The sequence below is a fragment of the Rhodococcus sp. NPDC058532 genome (genome assembly GCF_042719255.1).
Taxonomy (GTDB): domain Bacteria; phylum Actinomycetota; class Actinomycetes; order Mycobacteriales; family Mycobacteriaceae; genus Rhodococcus_G.
Genome location: NZ_JBHXNU010000010.1, coordinates 159,579 through 176,026, shown reverse-complemented (window position 1 = coordinate 176,026; position 16,448 = coordinate 159,579). Strand labels below are relative to the sequence as shown.

16 protein-coding genes are annotated in these 16,448 nt (G+C 71.9%); 10 read left to right on the top strand and 6 right to left on the bottom strand.

Annotated elements, in window-relative coordinates:
- Window positions 1-43 precede the first annotated feature (43 nt).
- The 9 genes from ACFWQG_RS14170 to ACFWQG_RS14130 all read left to right on the top strand — a co-directional run bounded on the left by ACFWQG_RS14170 (window position 44) and on the right by ACFWQG_RS14130 (window position 7,098).
- Entirely contained in the window at window positions 44-523 is a 480-nt protein-coding gene (locus ACFWQG_RS14170; protein ID WP_378508256.1) for a hypothetical protein, read from the top strand.
- On the top strand, window positions 520-951 hold the full coding sequence (locus tag ACFWQG_RS14165; protein ID WP_378508255.1) for a hypothetical protein: 432 nt from the start codon (window positions 520-522) through the stop codon (window positions 949-951). The genes ACFWQG_RS14170 and ACFWQG_RS14165 overlap by 4 nt, the downstream gene beginning before the upstream one ends.
- On the top strand, window positions 944-1,414 hold the full coding sequence (locus ACFWQG_RS14160; protein WP_378508254.1) for a hypothetical protein: 471 nt from the start codon (window positions 944-946) through the stop codon (window positions 1,412-1,414). The genes ACFWQG_RS14165 and ACFWQG_RS14160 overlap by 8 nt, the downstream gene beginning before the upstream one ends.
- Entirely contained in the window at window positions 1,411-1,641 is a 231-nt protein-coding gene (locus tag ACFWQG_RS14155) for a hypothetical protein (RefSeq protein ID WP_378508253.1), read from the top strand. The genes ACFWQG_RS14160 and ACFWQG_RS14155 overlap by 4 nt, the downstream gene beginning before the upstream one ends.
- A gap of 41 nt (window positions 1,642-1,682) precedes the next feature.
- A complete protein-coding gene (locus tag ACFWQG_RS14150) occupies window positions 1,683-1,964 on the top strand; it encodes a metal-sensitive transcriptional regulator (RefSeq protein ID WP_378508252.1) in 282 nt (93 codons plus the stop codon).
- A 13-nt stretch (window positions 1,965-1,977) separates the two neighbouring features.
- Window positions 1,978-2,181 (top strand): heavy-metal-associated domain-containing protein, encoded by a 204-nt coding sequence (locus tag ACFWQG_RS14145; RefSeq protein ID WP_378508251.1) that lies wholly within the window; start codon window positions 1,978-1,980, stop codon window positions 2,179-2,181.
- A complete protein-coding gene (locus tag ACFWQG_RS14140) occupies window positions 2,178-4,370 on the top strand; it encodes a heavy metal translocating P-type ATPase (protein WP_378508250.1) in 2,193 nt (730 codons plus the stop codon). The genes ACFWQG_RS14145 and ACFWQG_RS14140 overlap by 4 nt, the downstream gene beginning before the upstream one ends.
- 90 nt (window positions 4,371-4,460) lie before the next feature.
- Window positions 4,461-5,909 (top strand): flavin-containing monooxygenase, encoded by a 1,449-nt coding sequence (locus ACFWQG_RS14135; RefSeq protein WP_378508249.1) that lies wholly within the window; start codon window positions 4,461-4,463, stop codon window positions 5,907-5,909.
- 70 nt (window positions 5,910-5,979) lie between these two features.
- Window positions 5,980-7,098, top strand: a complete 1,119-nt coding sequence (locus tag ACFWQG_RS14130) for a PQQ-dependent sugar dehydrogenase (RefSeq protein WP_378508248.1) — start codon at window positions 5,980-5,982, stop codon at window positions 7,096-7,098.
- A gap of 62 nt (window positions 7,099-7,160) precedes the next feature.
- Here the strand turns inward: ACFWQG_RS14130 and ACFWQG_RS14125 are convergent, their stop codons facing one another.
- From ACFWQG_RS14125 to ACFWQG_RS14100, 6 genes are all read right to left on the bottom strand, one after another.
- Window positions 7,161-8,255: a sulfate/molybdate ABC transporter ATP-binding protein gene (locus tag ACFWQG_RS14125; protein WP_378508247.1), complete on the bottom strand. Its 1,095-nt coding sequence runs from the start codon at window positions 8,253-8,255 to the stop codon at window positions 7,161-7,163.
- Complete coding sequence (locus ACFWQG_RS14120; protein WP_378508246.1) at window positions 8,252-9,070, bottom strand: ABC transporter permease; 819 nt, start codon at window positions 9,068-9,070, stop codon at window positions 8,252-8,254. Before ACFWQG_RS14120 ends, ACFWQG_RS14125 begins: the two co-directional genes overlap by 4 nt.
- A complete protein-coding gene (modA, locus tag ACFWQG_RS14115) occupies window positions 9,067-9,855 on the bottom strand; it encodes a molybdate ABC transporter substrate-binding protein (RefSeq protein ID WP_378508245.1) in 789 nt (262 codons plus the stop codon). The genes ACFWQG_RS14120 and modA overlap by 4 nt, the downstream gene beginning before the upstream one ends.
- The gene (locus ACFWQG_RS14110) at window positions 9,852-10,256 is read right to left on the bottom strand and encodes a molybdopterin-binding protein (RefSeq protein WP_378508244.1); all 405 of its coding nucleotides are present in this window, start codon (window positions 10,254-10,256) and stop codon (window positions 9,852-9,854) included. Before ACFWQG_RS14110 ends, modA begins: the two co-directional genes overlap by 4 nt.
- A gap of 68 nt (window positions 10,257-10,324) precedes the next feature.
- A complete protein-coding gene (locus ACFWQG_RS14105) occupies window positions 10,325-14,494 on the bottom strand; it encodes a molybdopterin-dependent oxidoreductase (protein ID WP_378508243.1) in 4,170 nt (1,389 codons plus the stop codon).
- A 150-nt stretch (window positions 14,495-14,644) separates the two neighbouring features.
- Window positions 14,645-15,112 carry an Lrp/AsnC family transcriptional regulator gene (locus tag ACFWQG_RS14100; RefSeq protein WP_378508242.1) on the bottom strand — a complete coding sequence of 156 codons (468 nt, stop codon included), beginning with the start codon at window positions 15,110-15,112 and terminating at the stop codon, window positions 14,645-14,647.
- Window positions 15,113-15,229: 117 nt separating this feature from the next.
- On the opposite strand from ACFWQG_RS14100, the gene hppD reads away from it, so the two are divergent.
- Window positions 15,230-16,432, top strand: coding sequence for a 4-hydroxyphenylpyruvate dioxygenase (gene hppD / locus ACFWQG_RS14095; RefSeq protein WP_378508241.1), 1,203 nt, complete (start codon window positions 15,230-15,232; stop codon window positions 16,430-16,432).
- Window positions 16,433-16,448: the final 16 nt, after the last annotated feature.

Genomic DNA, 16,448 nt, shown 5'->3' with positions numbered 1-16,448 from the left:
CGGCCCCCCACCGGTCGGCCCACCCCAGCGGCCGGAGCCGCCGGTGGACGTGGTGACCGCGTTCCAGTTGCTCTGCGCGGTCGCGGCCCTCGGCGTGCTGAACATGATCGCCTCGCTGTGCGCCGTCTACGCCGACCGCGAGACCTACGTCGACCAGTTGCTGCGCGACGTCGCGGCGCAGGATGCGTCGGTGCAGATCGGCCGGGACACCGCGGACTCGCTGATGATCGTCGGGCTCGGACTGACCGGGCTGATCGGACTCGGGATCACCGCGCTGTATCTGCTGTTCGTGTTCAAGATGCGGGCCGGGCGCAACTGGGCCCGCATGCTGGTGACGATGGCGGGCGTGCTGATGGTGTTCATGGCGATCCCCGTCCTGTTCGGGCTCGGCGGGGGCGGTGCGGCCGTGATGATCGCGGGCGGCGCGGGAATCCTGCAGGCGGTGCTCGTGGTCGGGGCGATCGTGCTGATGCACCGCGCGGACTCGAACCGGTACTTCCTGCCCGGTATCGCGCCGCGATGAGCGGGCGGGAGACTCGGCCACAGCAGGTCGCCATCGCGTACTGGCTGTGGCTGGCGTGCGCGGCGCTGCTGGTGCTGTTCGGTCTGCTTGCGTTGACGGCGTCCGGGGACGCGGTGCGGGACCAACTGCTGGCGAACGGCGCGGACCCCGGCGACGTTGATGCGCTGGTCGGGTTGCTGCGCGGATCCGGCGCACTGGCGGGCGCGGTCGGCGTCGCGATCGGATTCCTCGCCGGACCCGTTCGCGCGGGGGATCCGCGGTTCCGGCGGGCGGCCGTCGCCCTGAGCGCGGTGTACACGCTGATCCAGGTGCTGTCGACCGCGGTCGGTGTCGGCCAGGCACCGACGCTGATGACCGCGATCGGCCTCGTCATCGCGTCGATCCTGGTGTACCTGCCGTCCGCGCGTGACTGGTTCGTTCGTGGCTGAGGCCCCCTTCGTCGAGCCAGGGGGGCGGTGGCGCACGGTGGCGCTTGGCCCGCTGCTGTGCCTGATCGTGCTGATCGGCGACCTGTTCATCGGGGCAGGGGTGCACGTCGCGGGGCTCAGCCTGTTCGCGGTCCTGCTCGCCGCCCTGGTGTGGGTGCAGGTCAAGGCGGCCCGCACCCACGCGAGCGTCGAGGTCACCCCCACCACGCTGCGGTGTGGCACCGAGACCCTCGCCCTCGCCGACATCGCCGAGGTGCTACCCGATGCGGACCCGTACGCCGACGACCTGCAGCCGTGGGAGACGGCGCCGCCGCTCGGCGAGCTGTCGGGGGTACCGCGACGCCGGACCGGGATCGGGTTGCGGCTCACGGACGACCGGCTGGTGCGGGCCTGGGCGCGGGACGGCGAGGGGCTGCGGTCGGTACTGGAGGCGGCGGTGCCGCACGAGGGGAGCGAAGGATGACCGGTCGGGTCCGGGCCGTCGCGGCGGGGTCGGCCGCGGTGGTCGCGGCGGTCGTCGCGGTGCTGTGCTGGCTGCGCGGGGTGACGTCGTCGACGTTCGGCCCGGTCGTCGACGGCGCGCCGGAGTTCACGTCGACGCACTACTCCGGGCCGTGGATCGGCGGCGCGACCGTTGCGGTGATCGTCGCCGGGTTGGCGCTGCTCGACCTGTGGCGGCAGCGCGGCTAGCCACCCTGGCGGAAAATACCCAAGGGGGGTATGCTATGGGCATGAACGGATACACGCCCGAGAAGGAAGCCCTGCTCAAGCGGCTGCGCCGCATCGAGGGTCAGGTCGCGGGCATCTCGCGGATGGTCGACGACGACCGCTACTGCATCGACATCCTCACCCAGGTGTCCGCAGTGACCAGTGCGCTGCAGTCGGTCTCGCTCAAGCTGCTCGACGAGCACCTCTCGCACTGCGTTGTCGAGGCCGCGAAGCGGGGCGGACCGGAGGCCGACGCCAAGGTCAAGGAGGCGTCCGACGCCATCGCCCGCCTCGTCAAGTCATAGGAAGGGAACCGTCGTGCAGAGCGCCTACACCGTCACCGGCATGACCTGCCAGCACTGCGTCGCGTCGGTCACCGAGGAGGTCTCGGAGATCGCGGGCGTGACCGCCGTCGCCGTCGATCTGGACAGCGGTCGCGTCGACGTCACCAGCGAGACCCCGCTCGACCGGGCAGCCGTCGCCGCGGCCGTCGAAGAGGCGGGATACGAGCTGGCGCCGTGAGCGCCGACCTCCGGGAGGACGGTGTCGACCTCGACATCGGCGGGATGACCTGCGCGTCCTGTGCCAATCGCATCGAGCGCAAGCTCGGCAAGCTCGACGGCGTCACCGCGACGGTGAACTTCGCGACCGAGCGCGCGCACGTCACCCACACCGCCGCCGTGTCGGTCGCCGACCTGGTCGCCGCGGTGGAGGCCGCGGGCTACACCGCCGCGGCGGTCCCCGACCGGCCGGAACCGACCCCCGCGCCCTCCGACTCCCTCGGTGTCCGTCTCGCCGGGTCAGCGACCGCCGCGGTGCCGGTCGTTGCGCTGTCGATGGTCCCCGCGCTGCAGTTCGACTACTGGCAGTGGGTGTGTCTCGCGCTCACCACGCTCATCGTCTTCTGGGGCGGCTACCCGTTCCACCGTGCGGCGCTGACCAACGCTCGGCACCGCGCAGCCACAATGGACTCCCTCGTCTCGCTCGGCACCCTCGCCGCCTACGCTTGGTCGGTGTGGGCCCTGGTGTTCGGCACCGCGGGCCACGTCGGGATGACCCACGAGTTCACCTTCCGGCTCGGCGCGCACGACCCCGCCGGCCAGATTTACCTCGAGACCGCGGCCGCGGTGACGGTGTTCCTGCTCGCCGGACGGTACGCCGAGGCGAAGGCCAAACGGCGGGCGGGCGCCGCGCTGCGGTCGCTGCTCGATGTCGGCGCCAAGGACGTCGCGGTCCTCGCGGGCGGGGTGGACACCCACGGCGCCGCCGAAACGCGAATCCCGGTGCAGCAGCTGCGGGTCGGCGACCTGTTCGTGGTGCGGCCCGGCGAGCGGATCGCCACCGACGGGGTCGTGGTCCGCGGCAGCGCCGCCGTGGACGCGTCGACGATCACGGGCGAGTCGGTGCCGGTCGATGTCGGCCGGGGCGACGCGGTGATCGGCGGCACCGTCGACACCGACGGTCTGCTGGTGGTGCGGGCCGAGAAGGTCGGCGCGGACACGCAACTCGCGCACATCGCGACGCTCGTCACCGAGGCGCAGAACGGCAAGGCCGCCGTCGCGCGGCTGGCCGACCGCGTCTCGTCGGTATTCGTTCCGGCCGTGCTGGTGCTCGCGGCCGTGACCCTGGCCGGCTGGCTGGTGACCGGACACGGCGCGACGGAGGCGTTCACCGCCGCCGTCGCCGTGCTCATCGTTGCGTGCCCGTGCGCGCTCGGGCTGGCAACGCCCACCGCACTTCTCGTCGGAACCGGCCGTGGCGCGCAGCTCGGCATCCTCATCCGCGGCCCCGAGGTGCTTGAGCAGACCCGCCGCATCGATACCATCGTGCTCGACAAGACCGGCACCGTCACCACCGGCGTCATGGCGGTCGGGCGGGTGCTTGCCGCGGACGGGGTCGACCCCGGCCTGGTGTCGGCGCGTGCGGCGGCCGTCGAATCCGCGTCCGAGCATCCGGTGGCGCGGGCGATCGCCGGACCGCACGCGGGCCCGGTGACGGACTTCGCGAACCGGCCCGGACGCGGTGTCGTCGGCACCGTCGACGGAGTCCGGGTCGCGGTCGGCACGCCGGAGCACCCGGTGCCGCCGGAGCTGGCCGGGGCGTTTGGGTCGGGGGACACCACGGTCGCGGTGATATGGGGCGGCGCGGTCCGCGGCGCGATCACCGTTGTCGACGCGGTGAAGCCGACCAGTGCGGAGGCGGTCGCGCGGATGCGGGCGCTCGGGATGACGCCGGTCCTGCTCACCGGCGACGATGCGGCGGTGGCGCGACGGGTCGCGGCCGAGGTGGGCATCGACGAGGTCGTCGCCGGGGTGCTGCCGGACGAGAAGGCCGCCGTCGTTGCGCGGCTGCAGGCCGAGGGGCGGGCCGTCGCGATGGTCGGGGACGGTGTCAACGACGCCGCCGCGTTGGCGACCGCCGACGTCGGGCTGGCGATGGGCACCGGCACCGATGCCGCCATCGAGGCCGCGGACCTCACCCTGGTGCGCGGCGACCTGCTTGCGGTGCCGCAGGCCATCCGGCTGTCCCGTGCGACGCTGAACACCATCCGGGGCAACCTGTTCTGGGCGTTCGCCTACAACGTCGCCGCCCTGCCGCTCGCCGCGTTCGGCCTGCTCAACCCGATGATCGCCGGTGCAGCGATGGCGGCCTCGTCGGTGTTCGTGGTGACCAACAGCCTCCGCCTGCGCGGCTTCGCCGCCCGTGCGTGATTTTTACCCCGATCGGGGTAAAAATCACGCACAGTCACGGAGTGAATTTGCCTTTGCGAAGGATTACTTGAACACTGTTCAAGTGTGGGCGTGACAAGAGATGATGTGCGGACGGTGCGGGTGCTGATCGTCGGGGCCGGGTTCGCCGGGCTCGGGATGGCCGCCGTGTTGGACCGCGCTGGCGACCGGGACTTCCTGGTCCTGGAACAGGGTGCTGGCGTCGGGGGCACCTGGCGGGACAACACCTACCCGGGATGCGCCTGCGACATCCCGTCCGTGCAGTACTCCTATTCCTTTGCGCCCGGGGACGGTTGGACCACGGCGCGGGCGGCGCAACCGGAGATCCTCGGCTATCTCCGCGGCGTCGCCGCCGGATTTCGCGACCGCATCTCGTTCGGCGCGCGGGTCGCGGAGGGGCACTGGGACGAGGCGGGGGCATGCTGGCGCGTCACCACCGACGGCGGACGCCGCTACACCGCTCGGTATCTCGTCGTTGCGACCGGGGCGCTCACTGTCCCTCGGCTGCCCCGCATCCCGGGCGCGGAGACGTTCGCCGGGTCGGCATTCCACACCGCGGCCTGGGATCATGCGGTCACCCTCGACGGCAAGCGGGTCGCGGTGATCGGCACCGGCGCCTCCGCCGTCCAGGTGGTCCCCGAGATCGCGGCACGGGCCGCCGAACTGCACCTCTATCAGCGCACCCCGGCCTGGATCCTTCCGGCGCGAGGCGCGCGGCCGCCCCGCCTGCGCAGGCTCGCGCGGACCGCCGAGTACTGGCGGGCCGAGGCCCGAGTTCCCGCATTCGCCGGACCGGGCCCGGTGGCGTCGGCGCTGCACCGGCGGGCGCTGCGGCACCTGCGCCGCCAGGTGCCCGACCCCGCGCTGCGAGAGATGCTCACCCCGCAGTATCGCATCGGATGCAAACGGATCCTGCACTCCGACAGCTACTTCCCCGCGCTGACCGGGCCCGGCGTCGAGGTCGTCACGGCGCCGATCGACCGCATCGTCCCGGACGGCGTCGTGACCGCGGACGGCACCCGACGGGCCGCGGAGGTCCTGGTGTACGCCACCGGATTCCGGGTCGCTGGCGCGCTGGGGCGGCTACCGCTCGTCGGCAGGGACGGCGTCACCCTGCAGCAGCGATGGCAGGATCGGGGTGTTCGCGCGCACCTCGGGATCGCCGTCGCTGGCCTGCCCAACCTGTTCCTGCTGTCCGGGCCGAACACCGGACTCGGGCACAACTCGGTGCTGTTCATGATCGAGTCCCAGATCCGATACGTGCAGGACGCGATGGTCGCGGTCGAACGGGCAGGCGCCGCCGCACTCGAGGTCCGGGACCGGGTGCAGGAGGCCTCGCACGACGACGTGCAGCGCAGGCTGTCGGGGGCGGTGTGGAGCACCGGCGGCTGCGCCAGCTGGTACCTCGATGGACGCGGCGTCAACCATGCGCTGTGGCCGGGCGCCTCCTGGCGGTACCGATGGCGCACCCGCCGGGTGTCCCTCGCCGACTACCACCTGACCCACCTCCGGCCGCGTTGAATGGGGGTTCATGTGTCCGTTCCGGGCGGCGGATGACGCATGAACCCCCATTCAACGGTGGTGGGGGGCGGTGTGCGCGGCGTTGGTCGCCTGCTCCCCGCCCGAGGCGCCGAATCCGATTTCGCCGCGGTCGCCGACCTCGGTCCCGCCGCCCGCCGTCGAGGTGTCGACGCTGCTGGGCGACCTCGACCATCCGTGGGACCTGGCGGTGGCCCCGGACGGCGCCGTCCTGACCGGCGAGCGGTCCGGACGGTTCGTGGTGCGGCGGCCCGACGGCAGCACCGGTGAGCTGGCGGCGGACCTGGCCGACCTGCACGTGCTGCGGGAGACCGGGCTGATGGGCCTGACGTTGTCCCGCGACTTCCCCGACGACCGCACCGTCTACACCTGCCAGGGGCATCGCGGTGCGGACCGGCGAGACGTGCGGGTGGTGTCCTGGACCGTCGACCCGGGCTGGACCACGCTGACCCGCGGCGCCGACGTGCTCACCGGTCTCCCGGTGTCCGACGACGGCAGGCACAGCGGCTGCCGGCTGCTGCTGCACCCGGACGGGGCCCTGTACATCGGCACCGGCGACAGCAAGTCCGCAACGGTGCCGCAGGATCCGACATCGTTGGGCGGGAAGGTGTTACGCATCAACCTCGACGGTTCGCCAGCGGCGGGGAACCCCGATCCGGTCAGTCCGGTGTACACGTTGGGGCACCGCAACGTGCAGGGCCTGGCGCTGCAGCCCGGGACGGGTCGGGTGTATTCGATCGAGCAGGGCACCCACCTGGACGACGAGGTGAACCTGCTGCACCCGGGCGGGAACTACGGGTGGCGGCCGGACCGGTCCGGGTCCGGCTACGACGAGGACGTGCCGATGACCGACCCGGAGCGGGTGCCGGGAGCGCTTGCCGCGGTGTGGAGTTCGGGCTACCCGACCATCGCGACCCCGGGTGGGACGTTTCTGGACGGTCCGGCCTGGGGCGACTGGTCCGGGGCGCTCGTGGTCACCAGTCAGCAGGGCGAGAAGCTGGTGCTGCTGCGGCTGTCCGAGGATGGCCGCACCGTCACCGACGAAACCGCCCTGCTGGACGGGCAGTTCGGCAGGCTGCGGACGGCGCTCCTCGCGCCGGACGGCGCGCTGCTGGTCACCACCGACAACGGCTCAGACGACCGGATTCTGCGCATCACGCCCGCCACCTGATCGCCCGTTGAATGGGGGTTCATGTGTCACTTCCGTGCGGGGGGTGACGCATGAACCCCCATTCAATGCCGGGGGAGGGCGGGCAGCAGCGACACCTCCTGCGCCTTGACCGCGAACCACACCGCGCGCCCGGGCGCGAGGTCGAGGTCGGCGACCGCGGCGGGGGTGACGTCCGCGGCGAGCCCGATGCTGCCGTCGGGGTGGTCGGCGGCGCGGACCCGGACCGTGGACCCGTGCACGTCCAGTTCCGCGATCGTGACCGCGAAGACGTTGCGGGGGCTGGCATGTGGGGGTTCGGTGTGCACGGCGACCGCGGACGGCGGGAACAGCGCGACCGCGGCCACACCGGCGCCGGGCGGCTGCGCATTCTCGGCTGCCCCGGACACCGTGACACCCCACGACGTCACCAGATGGTCCGCGTCGCGCATCGTGCCCCCGACCAGGTTCACCCCGGCGATCCGGGCCGCGAACGGGCTGCGCGGCGCGGTGAGAACCGCACGGACCGTTCCGGTTTCGACCACCCTGCCGGATTCGACGACGAGTACCCGGTCGGCGAGGGCGAGCGCGTCGAGCAGGTCGTGGGTGACGACCACCGCGGTCCGGTGCTGCTCCCGCAGAATCCGGCGCAGCAGCCGGCGCAGGACGGGCGCGACGGCCACGTCCAGGGCGGCCATCGGCTCGTCGAGCAGCAGCAGCGTCGGATCGGCGGCCAGCGCCCGCGCCAGCGCGATCCGCTGCGCCTGCCCGCCCGACAGCTGCGACGGGCGGCGGTCCGCGAGGTCGAGGGCGTCCACCTCCCGCAGCCAGTGGGTGGCGACTTCCCGCGCCGCGTGCCGGGACATTCCGCGGCTGCGCGGCGCGAACGCGACGTTCGCCGCGGCCGTCAGGTGTGGGAACAGCAGGGCCTGCTGGGACAGCAACGCGACACCTCGGTCGTGCGGGGGCACGAACACCCCGGCCGCGGTGTCGGTGAGGGTCCGGTCGCCGAGCGTGACGGTGCCGGTGTCCGGGTGCAGCAGACCCGCGACGAGGCCGAGCAGGGTGGACTTGCCCGCGCCGTTCGGGCCGAGGACCGCCAGCACCTCGCCGTCGGCGAGCGCGACGTCGAACTCGGTGTCGCGCCGCGTCAGCCGGGCCCGGACCCGGAGCGCACTCACCCGAACCCCGACGACCGGTTGCGATGCGTCAACAACACGATCACGGCGGCGGCGACGATCAGGAGCAGCGACAGCGCGACCGCGGCCTGCGGGTCGGTCTCGCGCTGCAGGTAGATCTCCAACGGCAGGGTCCGGGTGACGCCCTGCAGCGACCCAGCGAAGGTGATCGTCGCCCCGAACTCACCCAGCGCCCGCGCGAACGCGAGGACGGCGCCCGACGCGAGCCCCGGCAACACCAGCGGCAGCGTCACCCGGCGCAGCACCGTCGTCGGACGGGCGCCGAGCGTCGCGGCCACCTCCTCGTACCGGCGTCCCGCGACCCGCAGCGCGCCCTCGAGGCTGACCACCAGGAACGGGAGGGAGACGAACGTTTGCGCGAGCACGACGGCGGTGGTGGAGAACGCGATTCGGATGCCGAGCGCATCGAGGTGCCTGCCAAGCAGCCCGGCGCGACCGAACGTGTACAGCAGGGCGATGCCGCCGACGACCGGGGGCAGCACCAGCGGCAGCAGTACCAGTGACCGCAGCGCGGCCCGGCCGCGGAACCGGCCCCGCGCCAGCACCAGTGCCAGCGGGACGCCGAACAGTACGCACACGACGGTGCTCACGCTCGCGGTCTTCAGGCTGAGCAGCAACGCGACCCTGGCCGATTCGGAGGTGACAAGGGACAGGAAGCTACCCCAGTCGATCTCGAGGAGCACCGCGACCAACGGCAGGGTCAGGAACACGGTGGCGACGGCGGCGGGCAGGTACGCCCAGCCGGGCAGGCCGATGCGTACCCGCCCGTCCGGGTCGTGCGCCGCCCCGAGCCTCACGGTGCGTCGAATCCCGCCCCGGACAGCACTTCCCGGCCCTCGGGGCCGGTCACCAGGGAAACGAACGCGGCCGCCGCCGCGGGGTTGCCGGACGTCGACACCGCCGCGATCGGGTAGGTGTTCACCGCTCCAGCCGATTCCGGGAACGGCACCTCGGTCACCCGGTCCCCGGCACCGGCGGCGTCCGTGCGGTACACCAGGCCGGCGTCGGCCTGACCCGAGAGCACCTTGCCGAGCACGTCGGTCACCGACGACTCCTCGCTGACTGGGGTCAGGGTGATTCCGCCTGCCTGCTCGACCTTGTCGGTCGCGGCGCCGCACGGCACCTGAGGCGCGCACACCACGACCTGCAGGTCGGGATCGGCGAGATCCGCGAACGAGGTGATCCGCGCGGGGTTTCCGGGTGGGGTGACGATGGTCAGGGTGTTGCTGGCGAAGTCGGTGGGCGTGCCGGCGACCAGGTTCCCGGCCCGGGTCATGTTGGTGGTGTCGGCGGAGGCGAACACGTCGGCGGGCGCACCCTGCCGGATCTGGGCGACCAGGTCCGACGACCCGGCGAAGTTGAACCGCACCGACGTCCCCGGATGCGCCGACTCGAACATCGCACCGAGTTCGGTGAACGTCGACGTCAGGGACGCCGCCGCGAAGACGGTGAGGTCGCCGCGCACCGCCCCGTCGGTGGCCGGTGCCGCCTCGTCCGCCGCCGACGTCGAGCACCCGGCGGCAAGGGCGACGGTGGCCGCGGCCGCCGCCAGGGCCGTCGGGGCGCGGCGGTGGTGGCTCACGAGGTTCCCTCCGGGGTTTCGACGATGACGGTGGTGGCCTTGACCATCGCGACCGCGATCGAGCCGGGTTCGAGCCCGAGGCTGCGGACCGACGCGCTGCTCATCAGCGAGACGACCGTGAATGGGCCGCACTGCATCTGCACCTCGGCCATCACCGTGTCGGTGGTGACCTTGGTGACCAGGCCGACGAATCGGTTGCGGGCCGAGCTGCCGGATCCGAGGGGGTCGGGCGGGGGAGTGGCGTGGTCGACCGCGAACTCGGCGAGCACCTTCCCGTCGACGACCTTGCGTCCCGAGTCGTCCTTCGATGCGGGCAGCGCGCCGCTGTCGATCCACCGCCGGACGGTGTCGTCGCTGACGCCGAGCAGGCCCGCGGCCTCCCGGATGCGGATCGTCGTCATGGCCCCTCCCGGTTCTGATCCGCAGATGCGGATTGGAGTCGATGATAGACCGGTGAATGCGGAAGGGCTCAGTAGACGTCCCGGAGGTATCGCTTCTCGGCCGCGAGCGCCCTGACATACGCATCCGCGCTGCGCGGCGCCAGCCTGCCGTGCTGCGCGACGATCCCGCACAGCGCCTCGTCGACGTCCTTCGCCATCCGCTGCGCATCGCCGCACACGTAGAGGTGGGCGCCGCGGCCGAGCCACGTCCAGATCTCGGCGCCGCGGGCACGCATCCGGTCCTGGACGTAGACCTTCTCCTCCTGGTCCCGGGAGAACGCCGCATCGAACTCGGTGAGCACCCCCTCCGCGCGGAGCTCCTCGACCTCGTCGCGGTAGTAGAAGTCGGTCGCGGCGTGCTGTTCGCCGAAGAACAGCCAGTTCGGACCGGTGTGCCCGAGCGCCCGCCGCTCCCGCAAGAAGGCGCGGAACGGGGCGATGCCGGTGCCGGGGCCGATCATGATCATCGGCGCGTCCGGTTCGGCGGGCGGCCGGAAGTGACGTGACTTCTGCACGAAAATGCCGACCTTCTCCCCCTCGGCGTGGTCGGCGAGGTAGGTCGAGCACACCCCGCGGCGCGGGGTGCCGTGCACGTCGTACCGCACCGCGGAGACGGTCAACTGCACCTCCCCGGCATTCTCCCTGGGGCTCGACGAGATCGAATAGAGTCGTGGCTGAAGCGGTTTGAGAATCGTGAGCCACTCCTCGGCGGTAGCGCGGACCGGAACCCGCGCGAGCAGGTCGAGCGACTGCCGACCCCACGACCAGTCGTCGAGTTCGGCCCGGTTCTCCGGCCGGAGCAGCGCGGCGAGCTCCTCGTCCCCGGTGCGGCCGTGCACGAACCGCAGCAGGTCGCCGGTGATGCGGGTGATGTCGAGGCGTTCGGTCAGCGCGGTCCGCAGCGGCATTGTGCCGTGCTCGCCGATCTCGACCGTCGCGGCACCGTCCAGCCCGGTCGCGTCGAGCCACTCCTCGACGACGCGGACGCTGTTGCGGGGCCACACCCCGAGCGCGTCGCCCGCCTCGTACTCGAGGGTGCCGTCGGGGAGATGGAACCCGAACTGCCGCACATCCTTTGCCGATCCGGGCAGGGACAGCGTCACGTTGCGGGTGAGGGTGGTCATCAACGGAGTCTTCCGGCCGTACTCGGGCGCCGCGGCGACAGGTGCGGCGGGTGGCGCCGACGGGGTCACCCCGCTGGCGTCGTCCGGTGCGGTGCGCAACGACTCGGTGACGGCGGCAAGCCAGGCCGCGGCGGAACCCTCGTAGTCGGGTTCGCAGTCGACCCGGTCGACGATGCGGGTGCCGCCGAGCTCGCCGAGCCGGGCATCGAGTTTGCGACCGTGGCCGCAGAAGTCGTCGTAGTTCGAATCCCCGAACGCGAGCACCGCGAACCGGGTGTCCGCGAGCCGCGGCGCGTCGTCCGCGGACAGCGCGTCCCACAGGCGGGACCCGTTGTCCGGTGCGTCGCCGTCGCCGTACGTGCTGGTGATCAGCAGCACGTCCCTGGTGTCCGCGAGTTTGGCGGCCGCGAAGTCGTCCATGCCGTGCACCGCCGCGGGCACCCCGGCCGCCGCGAGCGACGACGCGCACGCGGCGGCGAACTCCTCCGCATTCCCGGTCTGCGACGCCCACAGCACCACAACCGGCGACCGTCGTGCCGTGATGTCGGCGGGGTGAGTGGCCGTGGATCCACCGGGAAGCGTTGTGCGGGAAAACAACCCGGCAAGGATGCCGTCCACCCAGGCGCGGGTGGGCGGATCGAACGGCGCGCCGTCCGGCAGCGCAGGAACGTCCCGATCGGTGCCGCCCGGGTCGGTGCGCAGCGCGGCGACCATCCCCGCGAGATAGCGGCGCTGCACCGGACCGAGGTCGGCCGCGGGTTCGGCCGCGACACCGAGCAGGTCGGCGAGGGTGTCGAGTCGGGTCACGCCTGCCCCTCCGGTCGTCGGATGTGCTGGTGCCGAGGCCGGGGTCCGATCGGCGCCGTCCGTGGTCGCCGCATGGTCGGCTGCCGCGGCCACCCTGGTCAGGGTGACCGCGCACGCCTTGAACTCGGGCTGCTGCGAGACCGGGTCGATCGCGTCGTTCGTGACGGCGTTGATCGCCAGGTACTCCCCGAACAGGTCGTTCCAGTGGAACGGCGCGAAGCAGTTCCCCGGCCGCACCCGGTCGCTGACCACGGCGGGGAGCACCGCGCGACCGCGGCGGGACGCCACCTCGACCCGGTCGCCGTCCGTCACTCCGAGCCCCCGCGCATCGTCGGGATGGACCTCAACGAACGGTCCGGGTGCCAGCCTATTCAGCTTTGCGACCCGTCCGGTCTTGGTCATCGTGTGCCACTGGTGCGCCACCCGGCCGGTGTTGAGCAGGATCGGGTAGTCGTCGTCGGGCAGCTCGGCTGGCGGCAGGTGTGGCCGGGGGAAGAAGGCGGCCCGCCCGGACGGGGTCGGAAAGGCCAGTCGCGGCACGGTGCCGTCCGGGCGGACCAGAAGGTCTTGGCTCACACCGTCGTTGCGGTAGCGGATGGGGTGCCGGTCGGTGTCGACGCCGGGCGGGCACGGCCACTGCACCGGCGTGCGCCGCAGCCGCTGGTAGCTGATGCCCCGCAGGTCGTAGCCGGTCCGGGGATTCGCGAAGCGCGTGATCTCCTCGAACACCTCCTCCGCCGACGAGTAGGTGAATGCCTCCGAATACCCCATTTCGCAGGCGATCCGGGCGATGATCTGCCAGTCCGGGAGGGCCTGCCCGACCGGATCGAGTGCCTGCCGGAACAGCGTGAGGGTGCGTTCGGAGTTGACCATCACCCCGTCGGACTCGGTCCACAGCGCGGCGGGCAGCAGGACGTCGGCGTAGTCGTTGGTCTCGGTGTCGAGGTACGCGTCCTGGGTGATCACCAGCTCCGCCCGTTCCAGTCCTGCCAGCACCGTCTTCCGGTTGGCAACGGTGGCAACGGGGTTCGTGCACATGATCCAGCAGGCCTTGATGTCGCCGTCCGCCATCCGGGTGAACATGTCGATGGTGCCGCCGCCAACGTCGGCGCGCAGTGACCCGCGGGGAATGCCCCACGCGTCCTCGACGAAGGCCCGATCGTCCGCGGACGTCACCGACCGCTGGCCGGGCAGACCCGGGCCCATGTACCCCATCTCGCGGCCGCCCATCGCATTCGGTTGACCGGTCAGCGAGAACGGACCGCTGCCGGTGCGGCAGATCGCGCCGGTCGCCAGGTGCAGATTGCAGATCGCGTTGGTGTTCCACGTGCCGTGGGTGCTCTGGTTGAGACCCATTGTCCAGCAGCTCATCCAGTCGGCGGCCTCGCCGATCCACCGTGCCGCGGTGCGGATGTCGTCCTCGGGGATGCCGGTGACCTCGCCGACCCGGTCCGGGGTGTAGTCGGCGAGGAAGTCGGGCATCGCGTCCCATCCCTCGGTGAACTCGGCGATGAACCCGGGGTCGGTGTGCCCGCTGCTGGTGATCAGGTGCAGCAGACCGTTGAGGAGGGTGAGGTCGGTGCCCGGCGCGATCTGCAGAAACAGGTCCGCCTTGTCGGCGGTCGCGGTGCGGCGCGGGTCGACGACGATCAGCTTTGCGCCCGCCTTGACACGCTCCATCATCCGCAGGAACAGGATCGGGTGGCAGTCGGCCATGTTGGAGCCGATCACGAAGAACACGTCCGCGTGGTCGAAGTCCTGATACGAGCCCGGTGGGCCGTCGGCGCCGAGTGACTGCTTGTACCCGGTGCCCGCGCTCGCCATGCACAGCCTCGAGTTGGACTCGATGCGGGTGGTGCCGATGAATCCCTTGGCCAGCTTGTTCGCCAGGTACTGGGCCTCGAGCGACTGCTGCCCCGAGACGTACAGGGCGACGGCGTCCGGGCCGTGCTCGTCGACAATCGCCCGCAGCCGCGTCGCCGTCTCGGTGATGACGGCGTCCACGCCGGCTGGCGTGATCGAGGATCCGCGGTCGGGCCGGAGGTAGGCCGACTCCATCCGGCCGGGCCCGGCGAGCAGGTCGCTGGTCGTCGCACCCTTCGTGCACAGCCTGCCCGCGTTCGTCGGATGCGCAGCGTCGCCGGACGACCTCGCGGCGCGGCGCCTCCCGGTCTCCGGGTCGGTGGTGACGTCCAGAATCAGCCCGCAGCCGACCCCGCAGTACGCGCAGAGGGTCTCGACCCTGTCGATGTCGCCGGATGTGCCCACCTGGTGACCTCCCGTCGTTGCCGGTCCGGACGACGTGAAGTCTCGACGGCGGATGTTTCGACGCCCGGCCGCAGATATTTCGGGCAGGTGAATCGTTCATCACCGCCGCCGCGCCGGTGCGGTGCGCGCGCCGCCGGGTCGCGGTGGAGGTCAGTCCCGTGTCGGCGGCACCAGCTGGATGCGCCGCAGCGGGATCGGCGTCTCGAGGGCGATCGCCGTCGCCGACCGCAGCACGTGCCGTCCGTCGACGATCTCGTCGATCACCCGCTGCAGGTCCGCGTGCGTGCGCGCCACCACCCGGACCAGCAGGTCGCCCGCGCCGGTGGTGGTGTGCGCCTCGAGCACCTCCGGGATCGCGGCCAGGTGCTCGATCACCGGCGCGTGCCCCCGGCCCTGCGCGATTTCCAGGGTGGCGAACGCCGTCACCGGGAAGCCGAGCGCGGCGGCGTCCAGGGTGGGGGAGCGGCCGACGATCACGCCGTCCCGTTCGAGCCGGTCGAGCCGGGCCTGCACGGTGCCGCGGGCGACGCCGAGCCGCCGCGACGCCTCCAGCACCCCGACCCGCGGCTCGTCGTGCAGCAGCCGCAGCAGGGCGGCGTCGAGACGGTCGATCGACATCGCGGCCTCCTGGTCATCTTGCCCGGTAAAACGGCGACACCACTCAGCATTCTGTACAGGCTGTGCAGCGTCAACGGCGGCCGTTGCGCAGGGCTGGCGCCGGGGTGACCGTGGGGGATGACCTCCGCACGACTCACCAGCCACGAACGGGCAGCGCACCTGCGGGCCGGGCAACTGCGACGCCTGGTCGGGCTGGTCGACCACGACGACGACGCCGACCCGTTCCCCGTCGTCGGGATGGACGCGGTCGAGTTCGGGTGCGGCAACGCGACCCAGGCGGCGCACTACTTCGGCTCGGCGTGGGGCATGGACCTCGTCGCCTACGCGGGCCCGGAGACCGGGCGGCGCGACCACAAGTCGTACGTCCTCGAGTCCGGGTCGGCCCGGTTCGTGCTCAGCGGCGCCGTGGACCCGCGCAGCCCGCTCGCCGACCACCACCGCAGGCACGGCGACGGGGTCGTCGACCTCGCCCTCGAGGTCGTCGACGTGGACCGCTGCATCGCGCACGCCCGCGGCAGGGGTGCGGTCGTCCTCGACGAGCCGCACGATGTCACCGACGGCGACGGCACGGTCCGGGTCGCCGCGCTCGCGACGTACGGAAGCACCCGGCACACCCTCGTCGACCGGTCCGGATACCGCGGGCCGTATCTCCCCGGATTCGAGTCCCGCACCTCGACCGTCGTGCGCAGGCCGGGAGCCCCCGACCATGTCTTCGTCGCGCTCGACCACGCCGTCGGCAACGTCGAGATGGGCCGGATGGATCACTGGGTGCGCTTCTACAACGAGGTCATGGGGTTCACGAACATGGCCGAGTTCGTCGGCGACGACATCGCCACCGAGTACTCGGCGTTGATGAGCAAGGTGGTCGCGAACGGTAACCACCGCGTCAAGTTCCCGCTCAATGAGCCCGCGGTCGGGCGCAGGCGGTCGCAGATCGACGAGTACCTCGACTTCTACGGCGAACCCGGCTGCCAGCACCTAGCGCTGGCCACCGACGACATCCTCGCCAGCGTGGACGCATTGCTGGCCGAGGGGGTCGAATTCCTCGCCACCCCCGACGCCTACTACGACGATCCGCTGCTGCGGGCCCGGATCGGCCGCGTCCGGGTCCCCGTCGAGCAGCTGAAGGCCCGCGGGATCCTCGTCGACCGCGACGAGGACGGCTACCTGCTGCAGATCTTCACCCGGCCCCTCGGTGACCGGCCGACGGTGTTCTTCGAACTGATCGAGCGGCACGGCTCCCTCGGCTTCGGCAAGGGCAACTTCAAGGCCCTGTTCGAATCGATCGAACGCGAGCAGGCGGCGCGCGGGAACCTGTGAGGTCACCGTCCGATCT